This window comes from Phreatobacter cathodiphilus (genome assembly GCF_003008515.1).
Lineage (GTDB): Bacteria > Pseudomonadota > Alphaproteobacteria > Rhizobiales > Phreatobacteraceae > Phreatobacter > Phreatobacter cathodiphilus.
The window spans coordinates 2,185,353-2,197,465 of sequence record NZ_CP027668.1 but is presented as its reverse complement, the minus strand read 5'-3'; the positions used below and the strand labels follow the sequence as shown (position 1 = coordinate 2,197,465).

Genomic DNA, 12,113 nt, shown 5'->3' with positions numbered 1-12,113 from the left:
TTCAAGCGAGACGACAGGGTCCGACGCCCCATTTTGGTCAAGGCTGGCAGCTGTTGCATCAGGGTAAGTTATTCCCTTCGGGCTGCACTGTCAGTTCAAAAAATGTGTACGCTTGATTCGGTGTATTATCCTGACTGTATCATTTTGACTATATCCGGCCGTGTGGCGAGGATGTCTTTCCACGCGTGGGGAAGGCCAGGAGCCGGCCGGCGTGGCGTCCTGCCCGGTCCGCGGGCCGACCGCTGACGGTGACCCCGCGGTGTGGCGCGCGAATCGCCACTTAGGACGGCCCGACGGATCGGATAGGTCCCGGCGCCAATCCGAACGCGCGTGCCGCAGGGCCGGGACGACTTTCCGCTCAGCGGCGGCCGACGTCGCCGTTGGCGAGGCGCCGTTCCCAGGCATAGGCCGCCTCGACGATGCCGGTGAGGTCGTTGTGGGCGGGGGTCCAGCCGAGGCGCGTGCGCGCGCGCGTGGCGTCGGCCACCACCGCCGCGGCATCGCCCGGCCGGCGCGGGGCATAGTCGGCGCGGAAATCGACCTTGGTGACGGAGCGCACCGTGTCGATGACCTCCTTCACCGAATAGCCGTGGCCGTAGCCGCAATTGGCGACGAGGCTCTCGCCGCCGGCGCGCAGATGGGCGAGGGCGGAGAGATGGGCGCGCACCAGGTCGGTGACGTGGATGTAGTCGCGCAGACAGGTGCCGTCCGGCGTCGGATAGTCCGTGCCGAAGACGTCCATCTTGGCCCTGAGGCCGAGGGCGGTCTGCACCGCCACCTTGATCAGGTGGGTGGCGTTCGGGGTGGACTGACCGGTGCGGCCCTTCGGATCGGCGCCGGCGACGTTGAAGTAGCGCAGCACCACGTAGGAGAGGTCGTGTGCGGCGGCGGCGTCGCGCAGCATCCATTCGGTGATGAGCTTGGAGGTGCCGTAGGGGCTCTCCGGACGGGTGGGCGCCTCTTCCGCCACCGGCATGACCTCGGGCGTGCCGTAGACGGCGGCGGTGGACGAGAAGATGAAGCGGCGCACGCCGGACGCCACCGCGGCGGCCATGACCGCGCGGGTCTTCACCGTGTTGGCGAGGTAATAGCCCAGCGGATCGGCCACCGAATCGGGAACGACGATGCGGGCGGCGAAGTGGATGACCGCATCGATGCCGTGCAGGCGCATGACGGTTTCGACCAGAGCCTGGTCGCCCATGTCGCCGACGATCAGGGTAGCGCGCGGATCGACGGCCCAGGCGAAACCGGTCGAGAGATTGTCGAGCACGACGACGCTTTCACCGGCGTCGAGCAGTTCGAGAACCATGTGGCTGCCGATGTAGCCGGCACCCCCGGTGACGAGAACGGTCATGGTGTAATCCCCGCGGGCGGCCCTCGCGGCGCGCCTGATGTCCCGGTCCTGACCTAGCGCAAAGAGGTCAAGAAAGTTCCAAGACGGGCAAGGGCATCGCCGCCGACGCGGCGGGGGAGGCGGCGTCACGGGCGGCGGCGTCGCGGGCAGCGCGGCCGACGGAACGGTAGTGGAAGCCGGCCCGCGCCGCGACCTCGGGGTCGAGGAGGTTGCGCAGGTCGACGAGCACCGGGCTGCGCATGGCGCGCGCGGCGGCCGCGAGGTCCAGGGCGGCGAATTCGGGCCATTCGGTGAGGACGACGGCGAGATCGGCGCCGGCGAGGGCTGCCATGGCGCTCTCCGCCATGGCGACGCCCGGCAGGAGGGGGGCTGCCTCCGCCATGCCGGCGGGATCGAAGGCGGTGATGCGGGCGCCCTGCTTCTGGAGCTGCGGCAAGATGACCAGGGAGGCTGCCGAGCGCATGTCGTCCGTGCCGGCCTTGAAGGTGAGGCCGAGCACGGCGATCCGCCGGCCGGCGACCGAGCCGCCGGCGGCGCGGACGATCTTGCGCACCATCTCGCCCTTGCGGGCATCGTTCACGGCCACCGCCGTCTCGACCGAGCGCAGCGGCACGCCGTGGTCCTGGCCCGTCTTCATGAGGGCGAGCATGTCCTTGGGAAAGCAGGATCCGCCGAAGCCGGGGCCGGCCTTCAGGAACTGCGCGCCGATGCGCGGGTCGAGGCCGATGCCGCGGGCGACGTCGCCGACATCGGCGCCGATCTCCTCGCAGAGATTGGCGATCTCGTTGATGTAGGTGATCTTCAGGGCGAGGAAGGAATTGGCGGCATATTTGATCAGTTCGGCGGCGCGCCGGTCGGTGACGAGGAGCGGCGCGCCGCGCTCGGTCAGCGGCCGGTAGATCGCCGCCATCACGGCGGCGGCGCGGCCGTCGTCCGTGCCGACGACGATGCGGTCCGGCCGCATGAAGTCGGCGATGGCGACGCCTTCGCGCAGGAACTCCGGGTTCGAGACGACGGCGACGTCTTGCGTCGTGGTCAGGGTGCGGACGAGCGCCTCCACCTCGTCGCCGGTGCCGACCGGGACGGTCGACTTCACGACGACGACGGTTCCCGCGGCCAGATGCGGAGCGATGGTGCCGGCCGCCGCCATGACCTGCCCCATGTCGGCATGGCCGTCGGAGGGGCGGGGCGGGGTGCCGACGCAGATGAAGACGGCGGCCGCTTCGGCCACCGCCGCGGCGAGGGCGGTGGCAAAGGACAGGCGGCCCATCGCCACCTCGTCGCCCACCAGTTCGGCGAGGCCCTCTTCGTAAATCGGCATGCGGCCGGCGCGAAGGCCGGCGATCCGGCCCTCGTCGCGGTCTACCACGGTGACCCGATGGCCGATGCCGGCGAGACAGGCGCCGGTGACCAGGCCGACATAGCCGGCGCCGACGACGGTGATGGGCATTGCGACGTGCTGCATGGCGGGTGCCTCGCCTGCCGGGGCGGGTGATTCCCGTTCGCCCCGGCCCGGCTCCCCCAAAGCACCGCAAGGTGACAGCGGGACGACAGGCCCGCTTCACATGACCGGCGGCGGATTGCGGCTCATCATGGTGCGGCGCTGGTGCCAGTAGGGATAGGCCGGCGGAATGGCGCTGGCGGCGTCGAGCGCGGCGGTCTGCTCCGCCGTCAGCTTCAGCTCGCAGGCGGCGAGGTTGTCGCGCAACTGCGCCTCGTTGCGGGCGCCGATGACGATGGAGGAGACGGTGGGGCGGGCGAGGAGCCAGGCGAGCGCCACCTGCGCCATGGAGCGGCCGACTTCGGCGCAGACCTTTTCCAGCGCGTCGGTGACGGCGTAGAGCCTGTCCTCCGGCACGGGCCAGCTCGCATCGGTGGCCAGGCGGCTGTCCTCCGGCGGGCGACGGTTGCGGCCGATCTTGCCGGAGAGCTTGGCGCCCGACAGCGGCGACCAGACGAGCGTGCCCACATTCTGGTCAAGGCCGAGGGGCATGAGCTCCCATTCGAAGTCGCGCGCCACCAGGGTGTAATAGGCCTGGTGGGTGACCGGCCGCGGCAGGCCGTGGCGGTCGGCGAGCGCCAGCATCTTCATCAGGTGCCAGCCGGAATAGTTGGAGACGCCGAAATAGCGGATCTTGCCGGCGCGGATCAGCGCGTCGAGAGCCGTCAGCATCTCCTCGATGGGGGTCAGCGCGTCGAAGGCGTGGAGCTGATAGAGGTCGACATAGTCGGTGCCGAGGCGCTTCAGGCTGGCCTCGCAGGAGGCGATGATCTTGGACCTCGACGTGCCGATCTCGTTGGGGCCGGGACCCATGGGCATGCCGGTCTTCGTGGCGACGATGACCGCGTCGCGGCGCCCCTTGATCGCCTGGCCGAGGATCTCCTCCGACAGGCCGGCGGAATAGCCGTCGGCGGTGTCGAACATGGTGCAGCCGAGTTCGAGGCTGACGTCGATCAGTCGGGTGGCCTCGGCGACGTCGGTGGCGCCCCATTTGCGCAGGAAGTCGCTGCCCCCGCCGAAGGTGGCGGTGCCGAGCGTCAGGGCGGGGATCTTGAGGCCGGAGCCTCCGAGCGTGCGGTAGTCCATGGCGTCATGTTCCTCGGCCGACGAGCCGGGGAGTGTGTCTGCCGAACCCGCGGGTGCGCAAGGCGGGCGCTGCGGGAGAGGCATGCGGCTTCGCCGCGGATCAGGTCTCAGCCGTCGAGCGTCCTGTCCAGGGTGCTGACCGGGCTCTCACCGAAAGCCGCGCGATATTCGACCGCGAACCGCGCCGCATTGGTGAAGCCGAGGCGAAGCGCCGCTTCCTTCACCGTCGTCACCGTGCCGCTCTCGAACAGCCGTCGGGCCTGCCGGAGCCGGGCGGCCTTGATGGCGGCATGCGGAAGGGCGCCAAAATGCTTGCGGAAGGCGATCTGCAGCGACCGTACGCTGACATTCAAGGTTTGGGCGAGCTCGACGACCGTCAGCGGCTCGGTCATGGACTCGATGATGTCGAGCGCTTTTTGCACCTGGGCGGCGGACGGCAGCGGCACGTCGTCATCGGGATCACCGAAGACACCTGCCTGCTCGAGCACGAACACCTTGATGGCTTCCCCGATCGCTCGCAGCGAATGGCTGGCCGGGCCCTCCCGGGTCTGCGCCAGTTCGACGGTGGCTGCAGCGGCGCGCACCAGGCTCTGAAGGCCCGCCCCCAAGACTTCGCGGGAGGTGAAGAGCCGGGTGGCTGGCCAGGTGTCCCGCAGCGGGCGGTCCACGAGGAAGCGCGAGGCCTCAACCAGCTGGTCGAAGCGAATCAAGACGACGGTGTCGGAGCAGTGGGCTCCTCCCGTATGGCCCTTGACCCGGGCGGTATCGAAGATCATGCCCTCGCCGGGCTTCACGCCGTCCACGTTCCGCGAGCGGAGAATTGCGCCGCTGCCACCCCACACGCAGCAGATGCCGAGGTAACGGGGACCGCTCTCGATCAACATCGGGCCGCCACTGCGTACGCGGTTCATGACGGTTGCGGTGCCATCCGATGCGAAATCCAGGGCCAGAGTATAGGGATGGAGCCTGGAGGGTTCATTCCTCAGGCGTGAGTGGGTCGCCTTTGACATCACCTCGGCGGCTTCGTCGGGATCGCGGAACCGAGCATTCCACAGTGACAAGTCGGTATTCATTGCGAAGGCACTGTCAGTTCCACCGGTCGGGGGGTCTGCTTGACCGTACGTCACGACTACCGGGTTGCCGGTGCCGAGGTCCATGCGGGGAATGACGTATCGTTCATGTTTCAATTTGTAGTTGTAGACAAAAGAATTGCAAATATACACATTGCGAATACTAAATTATTAACCATATTTTATAGTCAATACTTAATTCTGAATTCAGCCCGCTCGATGTTTTGGGCCTGTCGCACCTGGGGCAGCCGCGCACCGGCTTCTCCGAGTCGACCGACAATCACGAGGGACCGTAGCCCACGTGATGGCTGCATCGAGACCGGGTAGCGCGTGATATCGCAGTCAGCAACAGATCAGCGGATCGGAACATGAAAAATATATCGTTATCGAAGAAACTCATGATTGTATTCGGGGCGCTGGTCTTATTGTCGTCGGCCCTCAACGGCGTGATCTTCTACAACAAGGCCACGTTGGAGACGACGAGCACCTGGACCAACCACACGTTCCGGGTGATCGATCAGGCCAACACCCTGATGGCGGCCATGGTGGATCAGGAGACCGGCTTTCGCGGATATCTGATCACCGGGCAGGACGGCAGCCTGCAGCCCTTCAGGGCCGGCCAGGAACAGTTCCGTGCCGCCATGGCCCGGATCAAGTCCCTGACGTCCGACAATGCGGCCCAGCAGCGACGCCTGGACGAGATCGCCGCGGCCGCCAACCAGTGGCGGACCGAGGTGGCGGAAAAAGGCATCCGCCTGATGGCATCGGAGGCCACGCGCGCCGCAGCGCGTGATCTCGAGATCACCGGCGCGGGCAAGACGTCGATGGACAGAATCCGCGCGCGGGTCGCCGAGGTCATCGATGGCGAGCGAGCCCTGCTGGAGACGCGGGAGCAGGCGCGCCTTTCGGCTCAGAGCACCATCACCTGGGTCATCGCCATGAGCGCCGTCGCCATGCTGCTGCTCGCGGGCGTGTCGATCTATCTGCTGACCGCGGCCATTTCGACCCCGATCAGGACCCTGACGACCGCGATGGGGCGCATCGCCGCCGGCGAGTTGCAGACCACCGTGCCGTTCCAGACCCAGCGCGACGAAATCGGGCTGATCGCCAAGGCGTTGCAGAGCTTCCGCCAAAGCCTGGCCGAGGCCGAAACCGCCCGCCGCGACCAGGCCGCGCGCGAGGAGACCGAGCGTCAGACCCTCGCTCGCCGCGAGAAGCTGGCCGCGGATTTCGTGGGTCGCATGCAGGACCTCGCGAAAGGCTTTGCCCAGTCTTCGGGCGAGGTCGCCGACAGCGCCCGCAATCTCTCCGCCACGGCGGAAGAGACCTCGCGGCAGGCTCAGGCCGTGGCGGCAGCTGCCGAAGAGGCCGCGAGCAACGTCCAGACCGTCGCGGCCTCCGCCGAGGAGATGGCGGCCTCCGTCCGCGAGATCAACGGGCAGGTCAGCCATTCCACGGTCGTCGCCGGAACGGCGTTTGCCGAGGCGGAGTCGTCCAATACGCGCATCGCGGCGCTCGCCACGGCCGCGAGCGCGATCGGCGACGTGATCAACCTGATCAAGGGCATCGCCGACCAGACGAACCTGCTGGCCCTCAATGCGACGATCGAGGCCGCGCGGGCCGGAGAGGCCGGCAAGGGCTTCGCGGTCGTCGCCGCGGAGGTCAAGCAGCTGGCCACGCAGACGGCGAAGGCGACGGACGAGATCGGCGCGAAGGTCGGCGAAATCCAGCTCGCGACGGACGGCACCGTGAAGTCGATGACAGAGATCGTCCGGGTGATCGGCAACATCCGGGAGATCTCCTCGTCCATCGCGGGAGCCGTCGAGGAGCAGGGCGCCGCCACCGCCGAGATCGCCCGCAACTGCCAGCAGGCTGCCATGGGAACGCAGCAGGTCACGCAGAACATTTCCGGCGTCGGCCAGGCCGCCGAGATGACGGGTGCCGCGTCGACGCAGCTGATGACGCTCTCAGGTGGTCTGTCGAGCCAGGCGGCCGACCTGCGGCAGGTCGTCGAGACCTTCGTCAGCGAGTTCGCCGCCGCGTAACCGACAGCGGGCTCGGGGCGATGTCCCGGGCTCGCCCGACCATCGCAGGCGCCTCACGCGCCTGCATCCGGCTTGCTCCACCGGCGTTCGAGCAACGCAGCTCGTTCCATCCCTTTCGATACCGATGCGATGACAAACATCGTTCCTTTGAGGCCGATCGCGTACACCCCCGCGGATTCGGAGAAAATCCTCAGTCACTTCGACGACATCTACCGCGATCTAGAGATCGTGAGCGACGCCGTGAAGCGAATGGACCTGCCGGATGACGTCGCCCGTCGGGTCATGCTCCTGCTCTCCGAGGCGCGTCTCGCCGTCTTCCGCGCCAACGGCATTTTCATCGGCAGGGTCGAATGGGGCGACTGACGTCGCCCTGAAGCGTGCGCGGTGGCGCGGGCCTCAGCCGCGGCCGCCCGCCACCAGCTTCGGCTGCACGGCCGGGGCCGCGCGCTCGCCGAGGCAGCGCATTGCGATGTCGAGGGAGGCGAGGCCGTCGGCGCCGCCGGTGACCGGCGCCTTGCCGGTACGCACGCTGTCGATGAAGGCCACGAGCTCGGCGCGCAGCGGCTCGGCATAGGCGACCGAGAGGTGGCGCATCGAATAGGAGCCGTCGGGCTTGTAGTCGAAGCACTCGGTGACCTGGCGGGTGATGAGGTCGCCGGTGATGTATTTGTTGCGGGTGGCGACGTGCACCGTGCGCGCCTTGAACGGCGTCAGCCAGTTGGTGTTGATGTGCGCGAGCACGCCGGACGCGGTGCGGAACTGCAGCAGCGCGATGTCCTCGCGCTCGGCATGGATGGAGTTGGTCTGCGGCTGGATCTCGGCGATCTCGGAGCCGGTGAACCAGCGGATCAGGTCGATGTCGTGGACGGCGAGGTCGATGACGACGCCGATGTCGGACATGCGCGGCGGGAAGGGACCGACGCGGGTGATCTGGATGGAGAGTATGTCGTCGTCGGCGATGGCCTGGCGGATCGACTGGACAGCCGGATTGAAGCGCTCGACATGGCCAACCATCAGCGTGACGCCGGCCCGTTCGGCGGCGTCGATGATGCGGCGGCCTTCCTCGACCGACTGGGCGATGGGCTTTTCGACGAGGACGTGAATGCCGCGGGCGATGGCGGCGAGCGCGATGGGCGTGTGGAGCTGCGTCGGCGCGGCGATGGTGAGCGCGTCGATGCCGGCATCCATCAGCGCCTCGAGGGAGGCGAAGCCCGGGCACCCCAGGCGGGAGGTGACGAAGTCGACCTGAGCGGCATCGGGATCGGCGACGCCGGCGAGGGTGACGCCCGGCAGTTCGGCCAGCACCCGCGCGTGGTTCTTGCCCATGACGCCGAGGCCGACGACGCCGACACGCAGGGGGGAGCCGGCGAAGGGGGACTGGGTCATGAACAGGCCTCGGGAATCGATTTACGGGCGGCGGCAGGGCCGTCTTCTGCCGCTCCTATACGATTTCGCGCGGGGGCAGCGCAAACCTCAGGCCGATCACGAAGGATGACGGGCCGTGTCAGCGCCGCCAGCCGGCCAGCGCCGTCGAGGCGGACTGGCGACGCGCCAGATCGGCGACGTCGGATGCGACGACGCGCTGCCCCAGCGGGAAGACCGAGGCCGCCGCCAGTTTCAGATGCGCCCAGCCGAAGGGAATGCCGACGATGGTGACGAAACAGGCGAGGGCAGCGGCGACGTGGATCACCATCAGCGTGAAGCCGATCGGGACGAACCAGATGACGTTGCCGAGGAAGCGCAGCACGCCCATGGCGCCCGACGGGCGTCCGGTGAGTTCGCTCGCCCAGACCACGTCGCGGCCGAAGGGCCAGAGCGTGTAGGAGCCGATGCGGAAACAGGCGAAGGCCCAGGGCAGGCCGATGATGGTGATCGCCGCGATCGCGCCGGCCACGAACCAGGCGAGGCCGGCAATGAGGCCGCCGAGAACGAACCAGAGGATGTTGAGGATGAGGCGGATGGGTCCCATGGTCTCCTCGCGGGTGGGGCAGGTCCATGAGATGGGGATGCCTGCGGCGCGGCGCATCCCCGTTGGACACCCGCGGCCCGCCGCCCTAAAACCGGCAGCCTGAAACTCCGGGAGACGCACATGCCGGCCATCGCCGACCTGAAGGTCAAGCTCTACACGGACGGGGCCGAGAAGGCCTCCATCGTCGAGATGGGGAAGAAGCCGTGGATCCAGGGCTTCACCACCAACCCCTCGCTCCTGAAGAAGGCCGGCGTCTCCGACTACGGCGCCTATGCGAAAGACCTCGTCGCGGCGGTGCCCGACCATCACATCTCCTTCGAGGTCTTCTCCGACGATCTGAAGGAAATGGAGGCGCAGGCGCGCGTCATCGCGACCTGGGGGAAGAACGTCTACGTCAAGCTGCCCGTGACGAACTCGAAGGGCGAGCCGCTCTACGACCTCATCCACAAGCTCTCCCGCGAGGGGGTGAAGATCAATTTCACCGCGCTCTACACGGTGGAGCAGATCAAGGCCTCGGTGGAGGCGCTGAAGGGCGGCGCGCCCTCCATCGTCTCGGTCTTCGCCGGGCGCCTGGGCGACGCCGGCCACGACTACATGCCGGTCATGACCTATGCGGTGGGCCTCGCCCGCGGCACCGACACGGTGGAGGTCATCTGGGCCTCGACCCGCGAGGTGTGGAACGTCATCGAGGCGGACCGCATCGGCTGCCACATCATCACGGCCCCCGCCGACATCCTGAAGAAGCTGGAGGGCCTCGGCCGCGCGCCGGAGGACATCTCGCTCGACACGGTGAAGGGCTTCGTGGCGGACGCGCAGGCCGCCGGGCTGACGCTCGACGTCTGACGCCGGCACCCGCCGAATGCCGGTCTTGAGGCCGGTGGCGGGGCAGGGCCCAATGGCGCCATGGATGGTGCGATTCCGACTGCAGGACCAGTGCCGCCGGGCTTCGTCCGCCTCGGCGAGACCGAGGGGTTCATCGGCCTCGCCGGCCCCTATTACTGGCGGCCGACGCCCTCGGGAGCGGTCGAGTATGGGTTCGGCGCGGAGCTCCGCCATGGCAACCCGAACGGCGTGCTGCACGGCGGCTCCCTCACCACCTTCATGGACACGGTGCTGGGCTACGAGGTGATCCGCGTCACCGGGCGACGCTGCGCCACCATCGCGCTCAATACGCAGTTCCTCGCCGGCGGGCGGGCCGGCGACTGGGTCACCGGGCGGATCGCCATGCGGCGGCTGACCGGGTCCATGGCTTTCATCGACGGAGAGGTGCTGGCCGGCGAGACACTGGTCGCCACCACGACCGCGATCTTCCGCCTGTTCAAGCCCGAGGGCGCGCCGCACCTCCTGCGCGGCGGGCCACCGATCGCGGCCGGCTGACCCACGCCGAATCGCTTCTCCTCGTCTAAACCTTCATTCGGCCGGAATGGGCGGCTAGCGCCCTTCGGCGTCGGCGGCCCGAACCGCCATGGCGCGCACAAGGATCCCGTCGGTCGTGATCAGGAACATCTTCTCGGTCTCGGCGCTGACCCTGCTCAGCCGGCTGTTCGGCTTCGTGCGCGATCTCATGTTCGCGGCGATTCTCGGCGCCGGACCACTGGCCGATGCCTTCTTCGTCGCCTTCCGCATTCCCAACCAGTTCCGCGCCATCTTCGCCGAGGGCGCCTTCTCCGCCGCCTTCGTGCCGGGGTTCGCCAAGGTTGCGGCGGAGCGGGGACAGAACGCCGCCCTCGTCTTCGCCGACCGCATCTTCGCCTACCTGATCCTCGCCCAGCTCGTGCTGCTGGCCGCCGCCTTCATCTTCATGCCGACCGTGGTGTCGCTGATGGCGCCGGGCTTTGCCGGCGACCCCGTGCGCTTCCCCGTCGCCGTGGAGCTCACCCGCATCACCTTTCCCTATCTCGCCTTGGTCTCGCTGGTGATCCTCGTCAGCGGCGTTCTGAACGCGGTCGGGCGCTTCGCCGCGGCAGCGGCGACGCAGGTCGTCCTCAGCCTCGGCATCATCGGCGGGCTGCTGCTGGCCCGGCATTTCCCGACACCCGCCCATGCCGCCGCCTGGGGCATCATCGTCGCCGGGATCCTGCAGTTCCTGCTCGTCGCGGTGGACGCGCTCAGGGCCAACGTCATGGTGGAGCTGCGCCTGCCCAGGGTGACGCCGGACGTGAAGCGGTTCTGGAAGACGTTCGTGCCGGCGACGCTGGGCTCGGCCGGCACGCAGATCGCCGTGCTCGCCGATACGGTGGTGGCGAGCTATCTCGTCGCCGGCTCGGTCTCCTGGCTCTACTATGCGGATCGGCTGAACCAACTGCCGATGGGCGTGATCTCCATCGCGGTCGGCACGGTGCTCCTGTCGGAGATGAGCCGGCGGGTCTCGGCGGGAGACGAGGCGGGCGCCCGCACGGCGCAGCTGCGCGCCATCGAGCTCACCTTCGTCTTCACCCTGCCGGCGGTGGCCGCCTTCATCGTGGTGCCCGACATCCTGATGAAGGCCCTGTTCATGCGGGGCGCCTTCTCCGAGAACGACGCGGTGCAGTCGGCCCGGGCGCTCGCCGCCTACGGCACGGGGCTGGCCGCGCTGGTTCTGATCCGGCCGCTCACCGTCACCTTCCACGCGCGCGGCGATACGACCACGCCCGTCATCGCGGTGGCGGTGGCGATCGCCGTGAACGTGGCGCTGAAATTCGCCCTGATGGGGCCGCTCGGCCATGTGGGTCTCGCCACCGCCACCAGTGTCGGCGCCTGGATCAACGTCATGCTGCTCCTGGTCTTCGCGCGGCGGAAGGAGCTGTTCACGCTCGACACGCGGGCCCGCACCGTGCTGCCGCAGATCGCGGTCGCCTTTGCCGTGCTGACCCTCGCCCTCGTCGTCTCGTCGACGATCATGGCGAGCCTGCCCGGCCCCGGCCTCGACCCGAAGCTGGCCCTCGCCATTCTCCTGGTGGTGGGCGGGGCGGCTTACGGACTGGTGCTGGTCCTGCTCTTCGGCAAGCAGTTCATGGCGGATCTCAAACGCCTGAGACGCGGATTGAACGGCTAGGTTTCGGCGAGCCGTTCGACGACACTTGAATTTGTCTCGCAGGGGAGCATCTAC

11 protein-coding genes are annotated in these 12,113 nt (G+C 68.2%); 5 read left to right on the top strand and 6 right to left on the bottom strand.

Annotated features, from left to right (window positions below; genetic code table 11):
- Positions 1 to 358 precede the first annotated feature (358 nt).
- The 4 genes from galE to C6569_RS10760 all read right to left on the bottom strand — a co-directional run bounded on the left by galE (position 359) and on the right by C6569_RS10760 (position 5,098).
- On the bottom strand, positions 359 to 1,354 hold the full coding sequence (gene galE, locus C6569_RS10775; RefSeq protein WP_106748849.1) for a UDP-glucose 4-epimerase GalE: 996 nt from the start codon (positions 1,352 to 1,354) through the stop codon (positions 359 to 361).
- Positions 1,355 to 1,421: 67 nt separating this feature from the next.
- Entirely contained in the window at positions 1,422 to 2,804 is a 1,383-nt protein-coding gene (locus C6569_RS10770; RefSeq protein ID WP_106750995.1) for a UDP-glucose dehydrogenase family protein, read from the bottom strand.
- A gap of 111 nt (positions 2,805 to 2,915) precedes the next feature.
- Positions 2,916 to 3,941, bottom strand: coding sequence for an aldo/keto reductase (locus C6569_RS10765; RefSeq protein ID WP_106748848.1), 1,026 nt, complete (start codon positions 3,939 to 3,941; stop codon positions 2,916 to 2,918).
- Positions 3,942 to 4,048: 107 nt separating this feature from the next.
- Complete coding sequence (locus C6569_RS10760; protein ID WP_106748847.1) at positions 4,049 to 5,098, bottom strand: AraC family transcriptional regulator; 1,050 nt, start codon at positions 5,096 to 5,098, stop codon at positions 4,049 to 4,051.
- 281 nt (positions 5,099 to 5,379) lie between these two features.
- On the opposite strand from C6569_RS10760, the gene C6569_RS10755 reads away from it, so the two are divergent.
- Both C6569_RS10755 and C6569_RS10750 read left to right on the top strand, forming a co-directional pair.
- Positions 5,380 to 7,056 carry a methyl-accepting chemotaxis protein gene (locus tag C6569_RS10755; protein ID WP_106748846.1) on the top strand — a complete coding sequence of 559 codons (1,677 nt, stop codon included), beginning with the start codon at positions 5,380 to 5,382 and terminating at the stop codon, positions 7,054 to 7,056.
- 129 nt (positions 7,057 to 7,185) lie between these two features.
- On the top strand, positions 7,186 to 7,419 hold the full coding sequence (locus C6569_RS10750; protein ID WP_106748845.1) for a hypothetical protein: 234 nt from the start codon (positions 7,186 to 7,188) through the stop codon (positions 7,417 to 7,419).
- 33 nt (positions 7,420 to 7,452) lie between these two features.
- Here C6569_RS10750 and C6569_RS10745 read toward each other — a convergent pair whose 3' ends face one another.
- Both C6569_RS10745 and C6569_RS10740 read right to left on the bottom strand, forming a co-directional pair.
- Complete coding sequence (locus C6569_RS10745) at positions 7,453 to 8,442, bottom strand: Gfo/Idh/MocA family protein (RefSeq protein WP_106748844.1); 990 nt, start codon at positions 8,440 to 8,442, stop codon at positions 7,453 to 7,455.
- A gap of 118 nt (positions 8,443 to 8,560) precedes the next feature.
- On the bottom strand, positions 8,561 to 9,025 hold the full coding sequence (locus C6569_RS10740; protein WP_215905805.1) for a YccF domain-containing protein: 465 nt from the start codon (positions 9,023 to 9,025) through the stop codon (positions 8,561 to 8,563).
- Positions 9,026 to 9,145: 120 nt separating this feature from the next.
- On the opposite strand from C6569_RS10740, the gene C6569_RS10735 reads away from it, so the two are divergent.
- The 3 genes from C6569_RS10735 to murJ all read left to right on the top strand — a co-directional run bounded on the left by C6569_RS10735 (position 9,146) and on the right by murJ (position 12,059).
- A complete protein-coding gene (locus C6569_RS10735) occupies positions 9,146 to 9,868 on the top strand; it encodes a transaldolase (RefSeq protein ID WP_106748843.1) in 723 nt (240 codons plus the stop codon).
- Between the two features lie 60 nt (positions 9,869 to 9,928).
- Positions 9,929 to 10,402, top strand: coding sequence for a PaaI family thioesterase (locus C6569_RS10730; RefSeq protein WP_106748842.1), 474 nt, complete (start codon positions 9,929 to 9,931; stop codon positions 10,400 to 10,402).
- A gap of 115 nt (positions 10,403 to 10,517) precedes the next feature.
- On the top strand, positions 10,518 to 12,059 hold the full coding sequence (gene murJ, locus C6569_RS10725) for a murein biosynthesis integral membrane protein MurJ (protein WP_106748841.1): 1,542 nt from the start codon (positions 10,518 to 10,520) through the stop codon (positions 12,057 to 12,059).
- Positions 12,060 to 12,113: the final 54 nt, after the last annotated feature.